General features: G+C 33.4%; 19 protein-coding genes and 5 pseudogenes. 16 read left to right on the forward strand and 8 right to left on the reverse strand.

The window, feature by feature from the left end:
• The first annotated feature begins 46 nt into the window (after positions 1-46).
• From BTR34_RS19310 to BTR34_RS18895, 4 genes and pseudogenes are all read left to right on the forward strand, one after another.
• Positions 47-746 (forward strand): annotated as a pseudogene (locus BTR34_RS19310) (TapB family protein).
• A 259-nt stretch (positions 747-1005) separates the two neighbouring features.
• The gene (locus BTR34_RS04835; protein ID WP_157493037.1) at positions 1006-1329 is read left to right on the forward strand and encodes a kelch repeat-containing protein; all 324 of its coding nucleotides are present in this window, start codon (positions 1006-1008) and stop codon (positions 1327-1329) included.
• A 292-nt stretch (positions 1330-1621) separates the two neighbouring features.
• Positions 1622-1855 (forward strand): kelch repeat-containing protein, encoded by a 234-nt coding sequence (locus BTR34_RS19245; protein WP_394333949.1) that lies wholly within the window; start codon positions 1622-1624, stop codon positions 1853-1855.
• 138 nt (positions 1856-1993) lie between these two features.
• Positions 1994-2710, forward strand: coding sequence for a collagen-like protein (locus BTR34_RS18895; protein WP_074472103.1), 717 nt, complete (start codon positions 1994-1996; stop codon positions 2708-2710).
• 50 nt (positions 2711-2760) lie between these two features.
• Here the strand turns inward: BTR34_RS18895 and lipB are convergent.
• The 4 genes and pseudogenes from lipB to BTR34_RS04860 form a co-directional block, all read right to left on the reverse strand.
• Positions 2761-3452, reverse strand: a pseudogene (gene lipB / locus BTR34_RS04850) (lipoyl(octanoyl) transferase LipB).
• A 26-nt stretch (positions 3453-3478) separates the two neighbouring features.
• Positions 3479-3886, reverse strand: coding sequence for a hypothetical protein (locus BTR34_RS19050; RefSeq protein ID WP_244893347.1), 408 nt, complete (start codon positions 3884-3886; stop codon positions 3479-3481).
• Between the two features lie 45 nt (positions 3887-3931).
• A complete protein-coding gene (locus tag BTR34_RS19055; RefSeq protein WP_244893348.1) occupies positions 3932-4114 on the reverse strand; it encodes a hypothetical protein in 183 nt (60 codons plus the stop codon).
• 111 nt (positions 4115-4225) lie between these two features.
• A pseudogene (locus tag BTR34_RS04860) lies at positions 4226-4373 on the reverse strand (YqaE/Pmp3 family membrane protein).
• Positions 4374-4628: 255 nt separating this feature from the next.
• Here BTR34_RS04860 and BTR34_RS04865 point away from each other — a divergent pair.
• From BTR34_RS04865 to BTR34_RS04910, 10 genes and pseudogenes are all read left to right on the forward strand, one after another.
• Positions 4629-4886, forward strand: a complete 258-nt coding sequence (locus BTR34_RS04865; RefSeq protein ID WP_074472104.1) for a hypothetical protein — start codon at positions 4629-4631, stop codon at positions 4884-4886.
• A 175-nt stretch (positions 4887-5061) separates the two neighbouring features.
• Positions 5062-5445, forward strand: coding sequence for a hypothetical protein (locus BTR34_RS19060; protein ID WP_074472105.1), 384 nt, complete (start codon positions 5062-5064; stop codon positions 5443-5445).
• Complete coding sequence (locus tag BTR34_RS19250) at positions 5430-5528, forward strand: helix-turn-helix transcriptional regulator (RefSeq protein ID WP_083612616.1); 99 nt, start codon at positions 5430-5432, stop codon at positions 5526-5528. The genes BTR34_RS19060 and BTR34_RS19250 overlap by 16 nt, the downstream gene beginning before the upstream one ends.
• 106 nt (positions 5529-5634) lie before the next feature.
• Entirely contained in the window at positions 5635-6225 is a 591-nt protein-coding gene (locus BTR34_RS04880) for a thioredoxin family protein (protein ID WP_074472106.1), read from the forward strand.
• Between the two features lie 51 nt (positions 6226-6276).
• Positions 6277-7966, forward strand: a pseudogene (lysS, locus tag BTR34_RS04885) (lysine--tRNA ligase).
• Positions 7967-8021: 55 nt separating this feature from the next.
• Positions 8022-9453, forward strand: a pseudogene (locus tag BTR34_RS04890) (SLC13 family permease).
• Between the two features lie 195 nt (positions 9454-9648).
• Positions 9649-12138: a zinc-dependent metalloprotease gene (locus BTR34_RS04895; protein ID WP_068484458.1), complete on the forward strand. Its 2490-nt coding sequence runs from the start codon at positions 9649-9651 to the stop codon at positions 12136-12138.
• 180 nt (positions 12139-12318) lie between these two features.
• A complete protein-coding gene (locus tag BTR34_RS04900) occupies positions 12319-12498 on the forward strand; it encodes a hypothetical protein (protein WP_068484456.1) in 180 nt (59 codons plus the stop codon).
• 147 nt (positions 12499-12645) lie between these two features.
• Positions 12646-13101 (forward strand): hypothetical protein, encoded by a 456-nt coding sequence (locus BTR34_RS04905; protein ID WP_068484454.1) that lies wholly within the window; start codon positions 12646-12648, stop codon positions 13099-13101.
• A 202-nt stretch (positions 13102-13303) separates the two neighbouring features.
• Entirely contained in the window at positions 13304-17236 is a 3933-nt protein-coding gene (locus BTR34_RS04910) for a DUF2194 domain-containing protein (RefSeq protein ID WP_068484452.1), read from the forward strand.
• Between the two features lie 83 nt (positions 17237-17319).
• On the opposite strand, the gene hemL is transcribed toward BTR34_RS04910, so the two are convergent.
• The 3 genes from hemL to BTR34_RS04925 are packed head-to-tail and all read right to left on the reverse strand — an operon-like array spanning position 17320 to position 20343.
• Positions 17320-18600, reverse strand: coding sequence for a glutamate-1-semialdehyde 2,1-aminomutase (hemL, locus tag BTR34_RS04915; protein ID WP_068484495.1), 1281 nt, complete (start codon positions 18598-18600; stop codon positions 17320-17322).
• Between the two features lie 4 nt (positions 18601-18604).
• Positions 18605-19441, reverse strand: a complete 837-nt coding sequence (locus BTR34_RS04920) for a glucosaminidase domain-containing protein (RefSeq protein ID WP_068484450.1) — start codon at positions 19439-19441, stop codon at positions 18605-18607.
• Positions 19438-20343: a 1-aminocyclopropane-1-carboxylate deaminase/D-cysteine desulfhydrase gene (locus tag BTR34_RS04925; protein ID WP_068484448.1), complete on the reverse strand. Its 906-nt coding sequence runs from the start codon at positions 20341-20343 to the stop codon at positions 19438-19440. Before BTR34_RS04925 ends, BTR34_RS04920 begins: the two co-directional genes overlap by 4 nt.
• A gap of 536 nt (positions 20344-20879) precedes the next feature.
• On the opposite strand from BTR34_RS04925, the gene BTR34_RS18900 reads away from it, so the two are divergent.
• Positions 20880-21038: a DUF5522 domain-containing protein gene (locus tag BTR34_RS18900; RefSeq protein ID WP_197496159.1), complete on the forward strand. Its 159-nt coding sequence runs from the start codon at positions 20880-20882 to the stop codon at positions 21036-21038.
• A gap of 74 nt (positions 21039-21112) precedes the next feature.
• Positions 21113-21682 (forward strand): DUF4136 domain-containing protein, encoded by a 570-nt coding sequence (locus tag BTR34_RS04935; RefSeq protein ID WP_068484444.1) that lies wholly within the window; start codon positions 21113-21115, stop codon positions 21680-21682.
• A gap of 62 nt (positions 21683-21744) precedes the next feature.
• Here BTR34_RS04935 and BTR34_RS04940 read toward each other — a convergent pair whose 3' ends face one another.
• Positions 21745-22212, reverse strand: a complete 468-nt coding sequence (locus BTR34_RS04940) for an Lrp/AsnC family transcriptional regulator (protein WP_068484443.1) — start codon at positions 22210-22212, stop codon at positions 21745-21747.
• Between the last annotated feature and the right edge of the window lie 46 nt (positions 22213-22258).

Genomic DNA, 22258 nt, shown 5'->3' on the forward strand with positions numbered 1-22258 from the left:
AAATAGTTTTTTATATTTTTAAGTAGTTATTAACCAGAACCTTAATATCAATATAAATGAAACTAAATTACTATTAATATTATTTTTTTTAATAGGCATTATCTCTCTTACTGCTCAAGACAATTGTAGCAAGTTTTACCCTATGACCGAAGGGGTTGCACTGGAATACACCAATTATAACAAAAAAGGTAAAGTAGAAGGTGTAAGCTCTTTTAAAGTAACTGAAACAAATACCAGCGGCAACACCACAAATGCTACTATGGCTATTATCTAAAAGATGAAAAAGGCAAGGACATTTACAATACCGATTATAAATTATCCTGTACAGGTAATATGGTTACATTAGATTATGAGTCTTTGTTACCAAGTAATATGTTAGAGCAATATGGTGAAATGGATTTAACAATAACGGGTAATGATATTGAAATACCTAATGACTTAAGTGTTGGCCAAAATTTAAATGACGCCAATGTTAGCATGAAAATAGATATGAGCGGTATTAGCATGAATATGACTGTTGATATGGTAAATAGAAAAGTTGAGAAAAAAGAAAGCGTTACCACTCCTTCGGGTACGTATGATTGCTATGTACTTTACAGTGAAAACCAATCTAAAATGATGATGGTAAACCAAGTTTACCCTCTAGGGTTTGGCTTGCAGAAGGTATAGGTATGGTAAAACAAGAAACTTATAAAAAAAATGGCGACTTAATGGCAAGCACAATGCTTACCGCGTACAGCAAATAATTACTTAATGTCCACTTATTACCAACCGAGGCTTGCGCTCGGTTTTTTTATGCGTTGTTGTTAACCTTTAACCCTATGAAAACATTAATGTTTAAAACATTAAATACTAATATTATGAAAACACTAAAATTGATTTTGGTTGTCGCAATAGTTATATTGACTTCTTCTTGCCAAAAAGAAGAAATCTAACGAACCAAGTAATAATCATGTAGCTGCCGGACGAACTTTTTTACATCCAAATATTGATTTAGATTTTGATTTGGAGACTACAAACAGTGAAATGGGTGGATTTGCATCTCATTCTATAACTCAATTTAATGACCAACTTTGGTTAGTAGGTGGAGACAATAATAATACAGCACCTTGGACATTACATTCAGAAGTTTGGAAGAGTAAAAATGGCAAAAACTGGAAGCTAGTTACTTCAAACCAATTCGACAATCGAAAAAACCACTCTTTACTGGTATTTAAAGATAAAATGTGGCTTATTGGTGGAATAAATAACGCTGGCGAAATTTTAAGTGATATCTGGAATACAACAGATGGCATTCACTGGAACAACGTAAAATCACTAAATCCTTAACGGATATTGGACAAAATAACTCCATAGTATTCAATAATAGAATATATGTTTTCATTGGAAATAATAGACAGCAGCAGGAAGTTTGGTCATCTTCTAATGGTATAAATTGGCGAATGGAAACCAATAATGCATTCCCCGTTAGAAATCATTATAAAACCATAGTCTACAAGAATACCTATATATAATTGGTGGGTGGATTCGTGGTGGTGAATTTACAAATGAAGTTTGGGCAAGTACTGACGGTATTCATTGGCATGAAAATAGTCCAGCATCTACAGTTTTTGAAAATCGAATAAACCATACCGCGACTGTTTTTGAAGGAAAAGTTTGGGTTATTGGCGGACAGAGTTCAAATAAATTAGGCGCACGTACATTCTATGGAGATGTCTGGTATTCAAATGATATGAAGTATTGGTATAAATATGACAAAAACAACCACTTCTTAAAGGGTTACATAGCCACGAAAGTTTATTGTTCAATAACAAATTATGGATATTTGGGGGATATCGCCCAGATAGCTCAATGAGCGATATATTAGAAGATAATATTTGGAGTATAGAATAATTATTTGCTATTAAGGAATCAACGAAAGTTTTTTCTTTAATCTTAATGTTAACCTTTTCTCTTCTTGTTCATTAAAGGGAAATAATCCTAAATATTACAAATGAAGACTACAACAAATTTTATCAAATGTGCGATTTTGATATTCGCAATTACAATTACATCATGCTCAAAAGATGGAGACATTGGCCCTATAGGCCCACAAGGTGAACAAGGAATTCAAGGTGACCAAGGACCCGCGGGTGAAGATGGAGAAGATGGGGAAGGAATAGGTATTCCAGGACCTCAAGGTGAACAAGGCCCGGCTGGAGAAAACGGTACAGACGGAACAAATGGGATGGACGGCACAAATGGCACTGACGGGACTAATGGCGAAGATGGAGAAGATGGTAATGCCAACGTAGCAACATATACCTACGACCTTTCATCCGAATCTGGATCAACTATCGTAGTTACTGCACCTGTTTTAACTCAAGAAGTAATTGACAACGACCTAATTCTTGGTTATCTTTTAAAAAGGCGGCACCATTACACTCCAATCCCAGCTCCTATATATGCTTTTGGACTTAATGATAATAGTGACATAGCGGTTGAAATAAACTTGAACAGATATTGGATGTACTTTTACGAAGTTGGTACAGAGAACTTTAAATCAGTAAGTGCTGGTCAATTAGATGAACTTAAACTGGTGGTCATAGAATCTAACAGCACCACCTCTGGAAAATCAAGCAAGGAAAATATGGTATCGCGTTTGAAATCTGCAGGAGTTGATACTAATGATTACTACGCAGTAATGGATTATTTTGGGCTAGATTATTAAGACTATTTATTTAATAAAGAAAGCCGAGGTCTACACCTTGGCTTTCTTTATTATAATTCTGCTGCAAAAAGTTTCTTAAAATGGGCTTGCAGTTTTTGTTTTACTTCATCTAAATCAATTTCTTTTTTACCAAGCTCTACATTCAAAGATGTTACTGTCTTACCTTTTATTCCACATGGTATCATCATATCAAAATAACCTAAATCGGCATTTACATTTAGTGCAAAAACCATGCATTGTTACCCACCTGCTAGCTCTTACACCCATTGCACATATTTTACGTGCAAATGGAGTCCCGACATCTAACCAAACTCCTGTTTCGCCTTTAGAACGCTCTGCTTTTTAAACCGAAGTCGGCTAAAGTAAAATGACCATTTCTTCTATAAACGCAAGTATTTATGTATTCGGTAAAGAAATTATCTAAATCTAAAATAGGATACCCACTATTTGGCCAGGGCCATGATAGGTAATATCACCTCCTCTATTGATCTTATAAAATGTAGCCCTTTTTCTTCAAGTTGTTTTTCACTAACTAGTAAATTATCAATATCGCCACTTTTGCCAAGTGTATAAACATGTGGGTGCTCAACAAATAAAAATAATTAGGCGTTTCTAATGCTAATTCTTCCCTTCTATTTCTAATTTTTATATCTAAAGTATCTTGAAATAGTTGTTCTTGGTAGTCCCATGTTTCTTTGTAATCTTTAAGTCCTAAATCTTGTAATACAACCTTCTTGTTCATCGTACAAAGATACAAAAAGTGACTTTCTATTTTTCAAGTTCCACTTCTATCAAAATCGATTTTGGATCCTTCATCATAGCTAAGAAATTAACCTCATGTATCATTGTTTTTCCGTCCATTGAAAATGTAGCTTCTTCAATATTTGTGGATTTTACACGTCTTGGAAAATGGTATTTAAAGGTGTATGTAGAACTAGATAAAAACATTTCGGCACTAGAAAGACTGTCTATACTTTGCTTAAACAATTCTTGATTTAAAATTATCGTTTCTCTTTTAAATTTATTTTTCTTAAAACTATAATTGACTTTTGTGGTTTCGTCAGTTGCGTTGTCTGGCAATGACTTGCCACCAGCAATAGGACCAACAGAACTTGCGTTTTGAAATGCATTGAATGCGTCATTAACTTCTGATACTTCAATGAAATCCGTAAACATGTCAAATTCATAATACCATTCTCTGGCTCTACTTTCATATGAAGACTAAATGGTTCTAATCTTTTTTAGCTTAGCTTGTTGCTTAGCAGATAATTGAGAAATACTATCCTTTTTATCTCGTAACAAGTCTTTAAAAACTAGCGTAGAATCTATAGCTTTTTCTAATTGTGTGGAATCCGTTTCTGGTAGCATTTGCAATAATTCACCTCCATCAAAGCTAATGCTCATTTTTCCAGAGCCATCTCCATTAAAATAATTTCTTCTGTAAAATTACAGGCAACGAAAAATACTGCCATGAGGACAGCAGCTAAAATTTTAATAAGTTTCATGTACTTTGTTCTAATTAGGATTGTTCAATATAACTAAAGCGGCTATTACACCAGGCACCCAGCCGCAAAAAGTTAAAAGTAAAACAATTAAAAAAGAAACCACAACCTTTACCCAATACAGCTAAGGGCGGAAAAAATATAGCAAGCAATACTCGAATTAAATCATTTGATTATTATTTTGATTGATTGATGTTACTAATAAGTCGCAACTTTAATAGGTTTGTTACAAAATCGGTTATTTTAGAGGTTCATACTTTTAGTATGGCCAAAAATTTAGTTTATATCTTCCTGCTTTTTCTAAGTATTACCTGTTTTTCGCAGTATACTTTTAAGGGTCATATTGCGGAAAAGGTGAGTAGTAAAACAATTTACTTATCAATTATAGAGATTACAGAAAGTTAGAGCGTATTTCAATGGAACAAATCCTAAAGAAAACAACCACCGATTCTTTGGGTTTTTTTATGTTCACAGGAAACAATTTATCACAAGAAAATCGCATCTATAGAATTCATTTAGATGATTGCCCCGATACTGTCTCCAATTCAGAGCATTTTTTTGGAAGTTGCGTAAACAGCAAAAGCATTCTATTTATTGCCAATAACACAGATACCGTAGAATTCCCTACTTCATTTGCCAACCAAAGCACTTTGCGAAATTACATCTACCAATAATTCCTCTTCTTCTTTTCTAGAAATAGATGTATTAAAAGAACAAATGGCTTTTGATTTTAATGACTTTAGAAGCGATGCCAACAAGAAATTGAACTCTCAAAAATGGTTTTAAAACTTTACAAGACTTCGGGAAAAATTAAATGAACCATTAGCGGAACTGTATATCTTTAACTTTTTGTCAGATAAAAGAAATGAAACATATGCCTATTATCAAAAGAATATTACTGAAACTACTTATTATACTGAACTTGGTGAGCGCTTACTATTAAAATACCCTAACGCACCATTTACCCAGCTGTATTTAGATGAAATTGCTATTGACCAGAAGTATTCAAATTTAAAAAATTCAAATTCTGGCACATTTAAATGGATCCTCTACTTACTTCTTACTTTTTCAATTTTTCTAAATATATATCTGTTTTTAAAACATAAAAAATTTACACAAAGTATACAGAATAACGCCATAGCAAAGTTGACTGAGCAAGAACAAAATATTGTTGAAGAAATACTAAAGAATAAAACCAAAAAGAAATTGCCTCAGAAATGTTTATTAGCGTAAGCACAGTAAAGACTCATATTAATAACCTTTATAAGAAACTCAAGGTTAATTCTAGAGATGAAATAAAACAGCGATTTCAATAGAATTAAAATTTCAACCGGGGTACTAGTACCCATTTCCACCCTACCAAAACTGCTTTCAGCATACATTTTTAAGAATTTTCAGCTTTAATCCATAAACTGAAAAATCATGAAATTATCATTTTTAATTACCACATTACTTTTAGGTTTTGCCTGTAACCTACATGCTCAAAACATAAATAAAGAAATTACCATTGATGTTAAACAACCTTATTTAGTAGGCGAAATATCTATTTTAGGGCTTTCATCTAACTCCTATAATACGTGGTTTCAGCCCAATTTTGAGAGTTATAAAACCAATACTGGCAAACTTGAACGCATAAAAGAAGTATTAAAGACTTATCAAGTATTAATTTTTATGGGTACGTGGTGTGGTGATAGTAAACGTGAAGTCCCCAGATTTATAAGGATTTTAAAATCTATAGACTTCCCAATGGAAAACCTTAAAATAGTCGCGCTTGACAAAAGTAAAAACTCCTATAAAAAAAGTCCGCAAGGCGAGGAATGGGGGTTAAATATTAGAAGAGTCCCTACATTTATCTTTTACAAAAATGGAAGGGAAATAAATAGAATAATTGAAAGTCCAATTACTACTTTAGAAGATGATATTGTCAAAATTATTCTTCATGAAAATATATCCCAAACTATTCGACAACACTACATTTTGACTAGCAAAAACGTAACAATCCAATTATTATAAGTGTTGCGTATGTTAATAGCAAAAGGTAATTTTGCGACTTAATTTTTTTATATGCAATTATCAGAGCAAGAGCTTATCAGGAGAGAAAAATTGGAGAAATTAAGAGCCTTGGGTATTAATCCATATCCGGCAGCTTTATACCCGTTAAATGCTACATCGGCAAGCATAAAATCCAATTATGAGGAAGGCAAACAGGTAATTGTTGCAGGTAGACTTATGTCGCGCCGTATTCAAGGTAAAGCTTCTTTTGCCGAATTACAGGATAGCTCGGGTCGTATACAAGTTTATTTTAACAGAGATGAAATTTGTACCGGCGAGGATAAAACTTTATATAATGATGTCTATAAAAAATTATTTGATATAGGCGATATTATTGGTATTGAAGGGGAACTGTTTACAACACAAGTGGGCGAAAAAACAATTATGGTAAAGAAATTTACCATGCTAAGTAAATCGCTTAGACCTTTACCATTACCTAAAAAAGATGCAGAAGGTAAATATATGATGAATTCAATGACCCAGAACTACGTTACCGTCAGCGCTATGTAGATTTAGTAGTAAACCCTAAGGTGAAAGAAACGTTCATTAAAAGAACAAAAATCACTAATAGTATTCGAGAGTTTTATAATGAAAAAGGATATTTAGAGGTAGAAACTCCTATTTTACAACCCATACCTGGTGGAGCAACTGCGCGACCATTTTTAACGCATCATAATGCATTAAACATACCTTTATACTTAAAATCGCTAACGAACTTTATCTTAAAAGGTTAATTGTTGGCGGATTCGATGGTGTTTATGAATTCTCTAAAGATTTTCGTAACGAAGGCATGGACCGTACCCACAACCCCGAGTTTACTGTAATGGAATTGTATGTAGCATACAAAGATTACAATTGGATGATGGATACAACCGAGAAATTGTTAGAAAAAATAGCAATGGATGCTAATGGTACCACTTTAATTACCGTAGGCAAACATGAAATTGAATTTAAAGCTCCATATGCACGTGTCCCTATTTTAGAAGCAATTAAAATACACACCGGTTTTGATGTCGCAGGCATGCCAGAAGACGAACTTCGTGTAACCGCCAAAAAATTAGGTATCGAAGTTGATGAAACCATGGGTATTGGCAAGCTAATTGATGAGATTTTTGGTGAGAAATGTGAAAAATTCTACGTACAACCAACATTTATTACTGACTACCCTAAAGAAATGAGTCCGCTTACGAAAGAGCATAGAGACAACCCCGCATTAACTGAGCGTTTTGAGCTAATGGTTAACGGTAAAGAGTTAGCAAATGCCTACTCTGAGCTTAATGACCCAATTGACCAAAGAGAACGTTTTGAAGATCAATTAAAACTTTCTGAAAAAGGTGATGACGAAGCTATGTTCATTGACCAAGATTTTTTGAGAGCTCTAGAATATGGAATGCCTCCTACCTCTGGTATTGGCATTGGTATTGACCGTTTAGTAATGTTGATGACCAATAATGCTTCTATACAAGAAGTATTATTCTTCCCGCAAATGAGACCAGAGAAAAAGCCACTTCAACTTTCTGATAGCGAAAAGGTGATTTTTGAAATCTTAAAAGCAGAAAAGAAAATGGAACTTGATATACTTAAATCAAAAGCCGATTTAAGTAATAAAGCTTGGGATAAAGCAATAAAAGGAATAACAAAACAACAGTTAGCCAAAATATTTAAAGAAAGTGATATTCTTTTTGTTGAAATTTTAAACTAGAAACAAAAAGACTTATTAAAAAATAGTAGCTTAGAAGCTGGCAAAACCAACCAGCATGAACCTAAGTAGTAAAATAGGCCTGTTCGCAGGCCCTATTATTTTTTTTACACTTCTATTTTTACCCAATGTACTAATCTCTGAAAATGCAGATGCAGTAATTGCTGTTGCGCTTTGGATGGTTATTTGGTGGGTTACCGAAGCTGTATCCATTTCTGTTACTGCACTTTTACCCTTACTCCTATTTCCTATTCTAAAAATAATGCCCATAGGTGATGTTGGTGCAAATTACGGAAGCCCTATCGTATTTTTATTTTTTGGTGGCTTTGTAATGGCCTTAGCTTTAGAAAAAGTAAACCTTCATAAACGTATAGCCTTAAATATCATTAGACTCACTGGTACAACGGCAAATAAAGTGGTGTTGGTTTTATGATAGCCACTGCCGTACTAAGTATGTGGATTAGTAATACCGCAAGTACCGTAGTTATGTTACCCATAGCCATGTCAGTTATAAATTTATTAATTGAAGATGAGGATGGCTTTACAAAACGTGATCGTAATTTTGCATTAAGCGTTATGCTAGGAATAGCGTTTGCTGCCAATGCTGGTGGTATTGCAACTGTCATTGGAACGCCGCCAAATTCGGTATTAATTGGATTGTTAGAAAATGAATACAATATTGAAATATCATTTCTAAAATGGATGATTATTGGACTACCATTTTCCCTAATCATGATATCTATTTGCTATTTTTGTTTTGGTGAAAATCTTTTTTCCCAATCAAAATCTAAAATTCAAGGCATCTAAAACAATTATTAATGAGGAACTTAAAAAAATTAGGACCTACAACTAGCAAAGAAAAAATGGTCCTTATCATTTTCGGTGTTACTATCTTCTTATGGGTATTTAGAACTATAATTAATTCCATATTCCCCAGCTTAGGCTTATCAGATACACTTATAAGTATTTTTGCCGCTATTACACTTTTTGCCGTACCATATAATTTAAAAAAAGGAGACTTTATCCTACAATGGAAAGATACTCAGAAACTAGCTTGGGGCATATTAATTCTTTTTGGTGGCGGACTCTCGTTAGCAAACGGTATGTCGGTTTCTGGTATTGTAGATTTAGTGGCAGAGATTATCGCTCAAAGTAATTTAAGTATTCTTTTGACCGTATCGCTCTTAATTCTACTAATGCTTTTTATGACCGAGTTAATGAGCAATGTGGCTCTTGTTGCCGTTCTAGCTCCTGTAGTGGCAGGTATTGCTATAGGCCTTGGACTGCCAATCACTTATTTACTTATACCGATTACCATTGCTAGTAGTTGTGCTTTTATGCTACCTATGGCTACACCGCCTAACGCTATTGTCTTTGCAAGTGGCTATATTAAAGTACATGAAATGGCGCGGGCAGGTATTGTTTTAAATTTAATCGCCGTTATATTATTAATTGGACTGTTTCAATTTGTACTTCCACTTCTGTTTTAATTATAAGGAAAAATAAAGTCCTTGCGATATCGCAAAGACTTTATAATAGACTAATTCAGAATTTACAAAATGATAATTCTTACTTAATAGACGCTTGGTATTTATTATTGTTACAAAGTAGCCTTAAGAAATTATTAACAACCTCTTTCATTTATTATTTCAATCTTTGAAAAATTACCAAACTAACTCACAAAAATGAATAAGAAATTACTATTTAAACTATTCCTATTATTTTGCATTTTTGGCTTCCAAAGCGCCGATGCTCAGATTTTTAAAAAGAAGAAAAAGGATACCGAAAAAGAAGCTGATAAAACTTCTAAAGATAAAATTCAACCCTACGACAAAGTCATAACTAAAGAAGCTGTTAGCGACAACGGGCTTTTTACTACCCACGTTGTTGACGAGAATCATTTTTTTGAAATCCCAGATACTTTATTCAATAAAGAAATGCTAATGGTAAGTCGCATCTCTAAAACTGCATCGGGCATTGGATTTGGTGGTGGAAAAATCAACACTCAGGTTTTAAGATGGGAAAAGAAAGACAAAAAAGTTTTGTTACGAGTAGTATCCCACGATGTAGTTGCGGCAGATTCATTACCTGTTCACGAAGCTGTAGTCAATTCTAACTTTGAACCTGTACTTTATTCATTTGAAATCAAGGCCTTAAAGAAAGATTCCTTAAATCCTGCCACTGTAATTGAAGTAAATGATATTTTCACGAAAGACACTAAGGCATTTGGCATGCCAGAGCAATACCGTAAACGATATAAAGTTTCTCGTTTAGATGAAGGAAAAGGCTACATAGAGTCCATAAAAAGTTATCCTTTAAACGTTGAAATACGCCATGTAAAAACGTATGTAGCTGGCGATGCCCCAAGTAATCAAACTTTAGGTTCCATTTCTATTGAAATAAATAATTCAATGGTTTTATTACCTAAAGAACCTATGAAACGGCGCTATTTTGACGAACGCGTTGGTTGGTTTGCAAGAGGCCAAATAGATTACGGCTTAGATGCCCAAGAAAGTAAGACCATTAAATTTTTAGATAGATGGCGTTTAGAAGTTAAAGACGAGGACATTGAAAAATATAACAATGGCGAATTGGTTGAGCCTAAAAAACAGATTGTTTATTATGTAGACAGGGCTACTCCTAAAAAATGGTTGCCATTTATAAAACAAGGTATAGAAGATTGGCAAGTGGCTTTTGAGGCTGCTGGTTTTAAAAATGCAATTATAGCAAAAGAACCACCGACGGTAGAAGAAGACCCGGAGTGGTCTCCTGAAGATGTACGTTATTCTGTGGTGCGCTATTTGGCCTCACCAATACCCAATGCCAATGGGCCTCATGTAAGTGACCCCAGAAGTGGTGAAATATTAGAGTCCGATATTAACTGGTACCATAATGTAATGACATTGTTAAGAAACTGGTATTTTGTTCAAACGGCGGCCATTAATCCAGATGCTAGAGGGGTTTCTTTTGATGATGACATTATGGGACGTTTAATACGTTTTGTTTCATCTCATGAAGTAGGACATACGTTAGGCCTACCACATAACATGGGAAGTAGTGTTGCTTATCCTGTAGATTCTCTTCGTTCTAAATCCTTTACAAAAAAATATGGCACGGCGCCATCTATTATGGATTATGCGCGTTTTAACTATATAGCACAACCTGGTGACGAAGGTGTTGCACTTATGCCAGATATAGGTGTTTACGACAAATATGCAATTCAATGGGGCTACAAACCAATTCTAAATACTACTGCTGAAGAAGAAAAAAGGACATTAGATAAATGGATAATGGCTCATGCCGGTGACCCACTATACCGTTTTGGCCATCAACAAGTAGGTGATATCGTGGATCCAAGTTCACAAACCGAAGATTTAGGGGACGATGCCATGAAAGCTGGAGAATACGGTATTGCCAACTTAAAAAGAATTGTTCCTAAACTTATAGAATGGACTGCTGAAGATGGTAAAAATTACGAAGATCTAGACAAGCTATACGGACAAGTGTTTTCCCAATTCAATAGATATATGGGTCATGTATCTAATAATATTGGAGGTGTTTATGAAAATCATAAAACCTATGACCAAGAAGGTGCCGTTTATACGGCAGTACCAAAAGCACATCAACAAAATGCGATGGCTTTTCTTCACGAACAGCTATTTGAAACCCCAATGTGGATGCTAGACCAGAATATTTTGGATCGCACTGAATACTCTGGTTTTTTAGAGCAAATGCGTTCTATGCAAGTACGTACATTAAATAATGTACTGAGTTTGGGAAAAATGGCGCGCCTAATAGAAAATGAAACTATGAATAAGACCGAAGCATATTCTCTTGCACAAATGATGAGCGAATTAAGAAAAGGAATTTGGTCTGAATCTAAAAACGGGAAATCTGTTGACACTTATAGAAGAAACTTGCAAAAAGCACATATTGATCGTTTAGAATATTTGTTAACTGCAGATAACCAAGCTAAAGCATCCGATTTTGGTGGCTACAGAAAATCAACAGTTGTCAACACTAGCCAATCTGATATTAGGACCATGGCAAGAGCCGAATTAAACATATTAAAAAGAGATATCAACAATGTTAGAAACCGTACTTCCGATACCATGACAAAATATCATTATGACGATGTATATATGCGCATTAGCCACATTTTAGACCCAAAATAGAATTTCATTTTTAATCGATTTTTCACTCCCTATCGATGAAGGGTCAATATGATCGATGAATGAAATCACTATACCACATTTAAGATATTTTTGACATCTAAAAAAGCCCATTTCACAACAATGGGCTTTTTCATGCGTTGTAGTTATATAGATTAGCAAAGAATTTAAAAACCCCAAATCATGACCAGTAAACTTAAAAGTCTTATTTATTTAGCCTGTTTTATTTGTGCATCTGTAATGTATTATCAGCAAACAAATGAAAATGATCAAAAGGAAATCGTAACAACTAGTTATAGTCAAGATGTCGACATTGTAATTAACCCTTATAAAAATCTTGAGGGACGAACTCAGACAAACTAAAACATTTAAAAAAATCCTACTTAAAAGCGCGGCCAAAGGCCGTGCTTTTTTATTTTAATCGAAAGTTAATTATTTACTAATACTCAAAGTATCCTTAAACCTATTTTAAAAATTCTTGTCAAAGAAATAAATACAAAAACAAAAGACATGAAAAAATTAATAATGGCCATTTTAATAATGGCAGGCATTTCTGCAACTGCTCAAGATCATACTAGAAAAGGTAATAGAGGTGACATGGGAGATTTAACTCCAGAACAAGTAGCAACCTTACAGACTAAAAAAATGACTTTAGCCTTAGACCTTAACGAGTCGCAACAAGCGAAAATAAAAACCATTCTTACCGAAGATGCCAAGGCAAGAAAATCAAAAATGGATGCAAGAAAAATAAAAAAGGAAGAAGGTGAAAAAAAATGGTCAGCTGACGAAAAGTACGCAATGCAGAATGAAAGGTTAGATCATCAAATTGCTCGTAAAAAAGAAATGAAATCTATTCTTAACCAAGAACAATTTGAAAAATGGGAAAAGATGGGCAAAAGAATGAATAAGCGTCATCATTTAAAAAAAGAGGGCAATAAAAAAGAAAAACGCTCTAATAGAGATTAAAAATATAAATCTAGACATTTTAAAGACCTGCTTTTAGCGGGTCTTTTTTGCTTTTAAACGTTACCTCTTTTACACCTAGTTACGCACGAAATGAAGACTACTGGTTAAATTGATTCATTCATGGATGAAATTGTATACTTAACCAATAAATTTTTAGCTAAAAACGTTAATAAGGAACTTAGTAAGTTGAAAATTAAGCCTTATGGTACCAAAAAAATTAGGTTATCTATTACTTGCTTTAGTAATAAGCATGTTAACGAGCTGCCAACAAGAATTATACAAGTCTAACAATAAGTATAATATTCCAGAAAAGAGCACAGATGAACCTCTAGTTCAGTTTTTGATAGAGCCTACGAATTATAGTGCCATACTTGAAACAGAAAATTTAGCAAAGGCTTTCGACTATTCAAAAATTGCTCATAAAACTCTTTGGATAAATCAATTCAATGAAAAATTAAATATAGCACCTACAACACGGGTGGTAACTATTCATGAAACGGCTGGCTTAAGTAACACTGCTGTAGATAGTCTCTTAAAATTTGTATCTAAAGGCGGTACTTTATTTATAACTAAAGCAGCAGAGGATGAGCGCATGTCTTTTTTCTTTGGTATGACGCCTAATGCAGATTGGAGTACTAATCTTGAAGCATCGGGATTATATTTTAAAAAACCGATATTTCCAGGCATGCAAAATCAAAGTTTTGATAACAAAACAATTCATTTAGGATTTGATGGTTCAAATTTTTCGAGTAAAGTAAATGTATTAGTTACTGCACATAACAACAAAGATTATCCCGTTTTAATTGAAAACAGAATCGGTAACGGAAAAGTAATTCTATATAACTCCTCTGAAATTTTAAAGAAAGAAAAACGAGGTTTACTTTTTGCCGCAAGCTTATTAGGGCTAGAAGGCATACCATACCCAATTGCTAATATTGGTACCTTATTTCTAGATGATTTTCCCTCACCAGTATATAATGAAAAAGGTGAAACTATTTATTATAAAAACGGTGACAGTAAATCTGAATTTTTAAAGTCCGATTGGTGGCCTAAAATGAAAGAACTTGCTACTGAAGAGAATATTAAATACACCGCGTATGTTACTTTTAATTCTAACAAAAACACGGACGGAAATACAGAATTTAAAGCTTGGGAAAAGAGCAGGTTACTTGAAGGTAAAAACGAAGATGGTACCAATGTTTGGCTAGCGAATGAATTTACTAAAAAGGGCCATGAATTAGGACTGCGCGGTTTTAATGACTTACCGTTATTACAAAGTCTATGGAAAGACACTGACCTAGAACTAGAGGTAATTAAAGCTACTGAAAAAAAGTGGAAAGAAAGCATTTCTAACAACTTGCCAGTATCCTATGCAGCACCTAACAATCAAATAGATAGTTTAGGCTTAGTAGCACTTAAAAAAGGATTTCCCAGCTTAAATTATATGCATTCCTCGTTTTTAGGAGACTTAAACAAAGGTGGCAACCGTGAATTTGACCCAGACCCATTAAATAATAGGTTTTTTAATTACCCACGTTTAAGTAGTGGATATAAAATTTCCAGTACAGAAAAATGGGCGCTGGAATCTACTTACCTATATACAGGTATATGGTCTCATGTATTAAACTCCAAAGATATTATGAGTTATGGCAATACAGCTTCAGCTATTAGTGAATTAAGAAATTACATTGTAGATTATAAGAAAAGGCATCCTTACATGCAATTCTTAACAGCTAAAGCATCTACAGAAGCAACAATGGATTGGCGATACCAAAGTGTTCGTCACTTAAGCTTTGAAGGTCAATACGAAGTTTCTAGCTCCATCAACTCCGATGCAAAAAAGGATTCTTACTGGTTAATGTACGTCGATGCAAAAAATGAAGCAAAACTTAATAAAAAATTAACCGACGATCAAGTTAATTTTGAATCGGTGCCATTGTTAAATGGGTTTCTTTATAATATTAAAACCAAATCACCAAATATAAGCGTACCCGATATAAGACCCGAAATTAGAACTCTAATAGGAACTACGTCATCTTTAATTACAAAGATGAACAAAGACTATGCGGATTTTAATAAACGTAAGGAAACCATGGTTCCACTAAAAGAAAAAATTGACAGACTAGTTGTTGAGGAGAAAACGGAAAAGGCAGCCCAATTAATGGAAGAGCTTTTTGAAGACAATAAATTTATTAATACCCAACAAGTAGTAGCCTACGCCAAAACTATGAAAGAGCGTGGAATGGAAAAGCAATTATGGGAACGGATTAACAAATTATATCTAAAAAACCCTTCAGCATCATACGCAGATTTTTCTAGGCAGGTTTCCTTTGTAAGTACGTATCCATCAATTGAAATTAAAAAACTTTGGATGGAGAGACAAATGGAATGGGAAGAAAAAGATGTGTCATTTTTAAAAGATTATTACCAAAGCTTCAATACATCGGATAATATTGAGAAGATTGACCAAGTTCTTGAAGTATTATATGAAATAGAACCAAATTTAGAAAATCAAAAAACATACTTCAATTTTCTTATAAATTCAAAAAGCGATAAATTATTATTAAAATTAAACGAGCTTACTCCTTGTAGTATTAGTGACGAAGAACTGGCTACTACAATCAGCTTGGCTTATGCTGAAAATCTAAATTTTAATAAGGCATTAGAATGGCAAAAATGTGGGAAAGATATTTCACCGAGTTTAATTAGCGAATGGAATAAAAAATCTAATTCTATTGAAAATGAAAAATTAAGCGATTTCCCTTATTATATAAGATACTTATTGGTAAACAACCGTAACAAGGCAGTTGAAGAAATGCAAAGTATAACATCGTGCAGACCAGATTTAACTGAAATAAGCAGTGAGATAGCCATGCTGTTTTCTGAATATGCGCTATATAAAAAGGCTTTAGATTGGAGCACATGTGCTAATAATATACCAATTAAAAATATCCTTGACTGGAATTTAGAAGCAGATAACATTAGGTATTTAAAACCAATTTATAATAATTATATGGATAAAAACCCTAATGATTATGATACTATGAATCATATGGCTAGAATACTTTTATTGCTTGGTGATGTGGATGGCGCAGGTAAAATAGCAGTAGAAATACCACCAGCTAAATTAGACTCTGATTTTAAGATAGCATTCAATAATGAAGTCAAAATTGAAAATGATCAAACACAATCTCTTTACATTAGTAAGTTCAAGATTCTTATGGATGATGCTATTGTTAGCAAATCTGCCATTGAAACAAGAAAAAAGAAAGGGCATTCTGTAGGGTTTAATTCTTCTGCAATTGCAAATAAATTAGATTTTACACTTTTAAATAACTCGTTCCATTTTGGGTTTTATAATAAAAAATTCAATTTGCATCGTTTTTCAATAGTACAAGGAACTGCATATACTGTTCTAAAAGATACTATTGTTCTTAATGATATTGACAGAGATTTATTGGGTGTTGAATATTTGTATAAAGCAGAATCTAATTTAACAAATCCATTTTGGGTTGGTGCAAGAATAGAATTAGATAATTTCAATAAAACTTTTGTACACTTTAATACTGGTATTAATTTCATTGGAGATAATAATAAAACCACTCTAGCACTAAATGTTGACCCAGTTTCTACTGGCCCGGGATATGAATTAGAAATTTATGACGTAGAATTTAAGGCTAAGCAAGAATTCAAGTACAACGAAAATTTTAAACACATTTTCAAAGCTAAAGGAAATTATTACACGGACAGTCAATACTATGTTGAGGGTGGAACAAGATTAGAATACAAACTAATAAACTTAGATAAGTTTAAGCTCAGCCCATTAGCCGAAGGCGCTTATGCCTTGGGCTCAGAAGATAGAAGAGATGGTTTTCCTTATTGGTTAACTGAAAACAGGCTTTATGGAGGTGGTGGTTTGCAAGTACAGATTGGTAACGAACAATCCGATTTTAATTTAAAAAGTGATTTCTCGATTTTTGCGGAACAAGATGAACCTACTTTTCAACGTTATGAAGGTGTACTTTCTTATAGGATAAAAGACTTTACAACCATTAATTTAAATTATACGTATTTTACTATAGACCAGTTTTTCTCGAATGCTTTTCAGTTAGGTATTCAATATAATTTTAAATAAACTAACATAGTTTTAGACTTAAAAAAAGCCCTAACAATAGGGCTTTTTTTAAGTCTTTACTTTAACGGTAATTACCTGTAATACTATAGGTCTATCTCCTTTACTGCATTTATAGTAGCATCTAAATCTTCATAACTTATAGCATCATTTAAAAAATAACTTTCGAAGGCACTTGGTGGCAAATAAATACCTTTTGCTAACATTCCATGAAAATATTTTTTAAAGGTTTCGTTATTTCCTTTTGCCGAAGATGCAAAATCTACAACAGGCTCATTTGTAAAATGCACCGAGATCATACTACCATATTTATTAATTTGGTGTGCAATACCTTTTTGAGTCAATACTTCTGCTATACCCTTATGTAAATACTCAGTTTTATCAGCTAGGCTTTTAAATACTTCTGGATTATTGTTCAATTCTGTTAACATTGCCAAGCCAGCACTCATAGCTAAAGGATTGCCACTTAATGTACCTGCTTGATATACCGGCCCGTCGGGTGCTAAGTAATCCATAATTTCTGTTCTTGATGCAAAAGCACCTACCGGCAAACCTCCGCCAATAACTTTACCATAAGTAACAATATCTGCTTTAATATTGAGAACTTCTTGTGCACCGCCTTTTGCTAACCGAAAACCGGTCATTACCTCATCAAAAATCAATAAGATTCCTTCTTGAGTACAGATTTCACGTAAGCCATTCATAAAAATATCGGTAGGGATTATACAACCCATATTACCCGCAATAGGTTCTATAATTATTGCCGCTAGTTCTCCCTTGTTAGCTTTTACGAGTTCTTTTACGCCATCTAGATCATTATATTCTGCCAACAATGTATCCTTGGCTGTCCCTTGTGTAACCCCTGGACTATTTGGGCTGCCAAAAGTAACTGCCCCACTTCCCGCTTGAATTAAAAAGGAATCTGAATGACCATGATAACAACCAGCAAATTTTATAATTTTATCTTTCCCTGTATACCCTCTAGCCAAACGAACGGCACTCATACACGCTTCTGTTCCGCTATTTACAAATCTAATCTTATCCATATTCGGTACCATTGAAATAGCCAATTTTGCCAATTCAGTTTCAATTTCAGTTGGCATACCAAATGAGGTACCGTTTTTAGCTTTTTCAACTACGGCATTAATCACCGGGTCATAGGCATGTCCTAAAATTAACGGCCCCCATGATGCTATATAATCAATAAGTTTATTTCCGTCTTCATCATACAAATAAGCACCTTTTGCCTTTTTTACGAATATTGGGTCACCACCAACAGCTTTAAATGCTCTTACCGGAGAATTCACCCCACCTGGTATATATTTTTTAGCCTCTGCAAACAGGGCACTACTTCTTTGATAAATCATTCTCTTAATTGATTTTACTGTCATTAACCTTAATACGCTGCCCTATAGACAAATCTGAACTTCTTAAATTATTTATTTGCATAAGCTCATCAACACTCATATAATATTTTCTTGATAGGGAATATAAGGTATCACCCTTTTCAACCGTATGCGTTCTTTCAGGTACGGTAGCAACAATAGTATTATTTTGAATATCATTAGTTCTATTATGCGTATCGTATTTATGTAAACTATATTTTTCTATTAAATAAATAAGTTTTTGAGGATACTTTGGGTCGGTGGCGTACCCTGCCTTTCGTAAACCTTTTGCCCATCCTTTGTAATCTGTATGCTTTAAACTAAATAGAAATGCATATCTAGACCTTGTCGTTAGAAATATACTATGATCTCTAAAGGAGTACATTGGGTGGTTATATTTTCTAAAACACTCGCCCTTTTCATCATCATCATGAAAATCATAATCACCTTCCCAACCTTTATGACATTTTATACCAAAATGATTGTTGGTTTTCATGGCCAATTCACCTTTACCGTTGCCACTTTCCAATAACCCTTGAGCCAAAGTAATACTTGCTGGTATACCATACCCTAACATCTCTAATTGAGCTGTTTCTGCAAATGTTTCTATATACTCATTTGGAGATTCAATCCTGAAAGCAATGAACTTAGCCGGTTCTGTAGGTAATGTAACTTTACGTTCTTTAGAGGATTTAGTTGAACCGGATTTATTTCTTTCATTAAGCACATTCTTTGTGCGTAACTGATCTGAGTACGCTTTTTTAGATTTACAAGAAGCAAAACTGATTCCTATAATTAAAAACAATAGTATTATCTTATTCATATATCTAACAAAGGTAATTTTTTCTTTTTCAGTACACTATTCATACCAGGTATACCTTGCAACCCACCAGTATGAATCGCTAAAATTTTAGTTCTAGGTGCAAAAGTATTACGCTGAACCATATCGTACAAACCAAATATCATTTTTCCCGTATAAATTGGATCTAAAGGAATGTTTGTTTGTTTTTTAAAATAATTTATAAACTGAACTAGCTCTGAAGTAATTTTTGCATAACCACCAAAATGATAATCTAAAATTAAATTCCATCGAGAGTTATTCGAAAACCCTTCAATTTCTTTCTTTAAAAAATCGCCTTTCAAAGAAGAAAATCCCAATATTTTTTGATGCTCAAATGAAGAATTTATTAATCCAGATACTGTACCTCCAGTGCCAACACTAGAACAAACTATATCAAATTGTTTATCTAAATCCGTTATTATTTCCTCACACCCTTTTATAGCCAAATCATTTGTGCCACCTTCAGGAATAAGATAAAAATCGCCAAATTCCTTTTTTAAATCTTCTAAAAATTCTACTTCTTCTTTTCTTCGGTAATGGCTTCTACTTATGAACTTAAAGCGCATCCCATCATTATTCGCTTTTTGTAAAGTTTCATTTTCCATCAAAAAATTCTGTAATTCCTCGCCACGAATTATTCCTATGGAATGCAAACCATTTTCTTTGGCAGCATATGCAGTTGCAGCAATGTGGTTAGAAAATGCTCCGCCAAAAGTTAAAATAGTTGTGTGTCTATTCTCTTTAGCATCTACTATATTATATTTTAGCTTTCGGTACTTATTACCTGAAATAAACGGGTGCAATAAGTCTTCGCGTTTTAAGACAAGAGTTACTTGTTTTTCTACAAATAAGGGTAATTCTACAAGTTGATTCTTACTTTTCAAACAGGTCGTATTTAACGACAAAGATATTTAATAAAGCTAAAAGATTTCCTTTTCGACAAATAGTCCAAATCATTTTCGTGTAAATAAGCCTCACGCTCAAAACTAAGATTTTGATACGCTTTATAGGTATTTAAATAGTAAATGGCACGTATTGCCCATTCTAATAAGTAGAGAATATAAAATGGGATAATCAATAATTCTTGTTGTTGTCGTAAGTGAATTTTTTCATGATTTATTAGAATACTATCATTTTTTAGACTTCTATTTTTTAAAAATATAAAAGGCCAAAGCGATAACCCCACATAGTTTTTATAGAAGAAATGTCTGAAAACCAATATCATAAATACATTTTGGCAGTTATATAACAAATATAAAGCCAAAAAAACTATATTAAAATATTACTGGTTTTTGTTGCCAACTATACCGTTTAAAAGCTAAAACATTACTTAAAGTCAATATAGTTACTATTTAAAATTAACTCGGCTACGTTATCAACAGAAAGAATTAACTTTATACTCCAATATCTATATATTTAAATGAAAGAGATAATTCCAATAGAGGAAGGTGATTTTTATTGGTCTGAAGATGGATTCCGAGTTTTCACAAAACAATACCATGTAAAACGAGGGTATTGTTGCGAAAGTGGTTGTAGACATTGCCCTTACGGTTATGACCCAAAAACGAATACACAGTAATATTTTATAATAGGTTCGGCATGATTCTTGTGATTAATATTTACAGAAAAAAATACTTTAAACGATATAATGTTATGAAAAAAATAAAATTCCTTAGCCTGCCATTACTGCTTTTAGTATTTATTACTTCGTGCTCTTCTGTAAGAGTTTTGTCTGATTATGATCAGAAAGCAAATTTTAATGAATACACTTCCTATGCCTTTTATAAAACTGGTATCGATAAGGCTCAAATTTCTGATTTAGACAAAAAACGAATTTTAAGAGCTATTGAGACTGAAATGAGTTCAAGAGGATTCGTTAAATCAGAGAATCCAGATTTGCTAGTAAGCATTTTCACTAAAGAGCAAGAACGCGTTGATGTTTATACCAACAATTATGGTTGGGGTGGTGCTTGGGGCTGGGGATACAACCCTTGGGCCTGGGGACCTGGTTTTGGCTGGGGTGGTAGCACCGTTAGCGCAAGCACACAAGGATCGTTATATATTGACTTAATTGATAATAAAACAAATGAACTTGTATGGCAAGGCAAAGGTGAAGGTACACTGCAAAGTACAAGTGATGTTGCTAAAAAAGAGGAACGCATTAAGCAGTTTGTTTCTCAAATACTACAACAATACCCACCAAATGCTATTGCTTCAAAATAATTTGAACACCTGCTTTCAAAAAAGGGTAGTTAATACAGCTGTGTATTAACTACCCTTTTTTATTATAATAATGGAAAAACGGTATCATTTTTTACTTCATTTAGAACAAAAGCACTCTTAACCCCTCCAATTGTTGGTAAAGAGGCAATTTTGAATTTAGCAAAGTTATAGTAGGCATCAAGATTTTTAACCACTACTTTCAATAGAAAATCGAACTCTCCACCTACTACAAAACACTCTGCTACTTCTGGGTATTTTTTGACTTCCTTAAAAAAATCATCCATCATGGCACCCTTTTGTGTCTCTAACGATACAAAACTAAAAACAGTAATACTCTCCTCTATTTTTTCCTTATCTAAAATGGCAACATATTTTTTTATAAATCCTTCTTGCTCTAAACGTTTTATACGTTCATAAACGGGAGTTTTAGTTAATCCCAATTCTTCTGCAATTGTTTTTGCCACGGTTTTAGCATCGTTCTGCAATATTTTTAAAATAGCCCTATCGATATCATCTAATTTTTCTCCCATAACTTTTTCCTGTTTTACTATTCTATTACTTACGTAAAAAGATTAT

The organism is Maribacter hydrothermalis (assembly GCF_001913155.1).
Taxonomy (GTDB): Bacteria; Bacteroidota; Bacteroidia; order Flavobacteriales; family Flavobacteriaceae; genus Maribacter; species Maribacter hydrothermalis.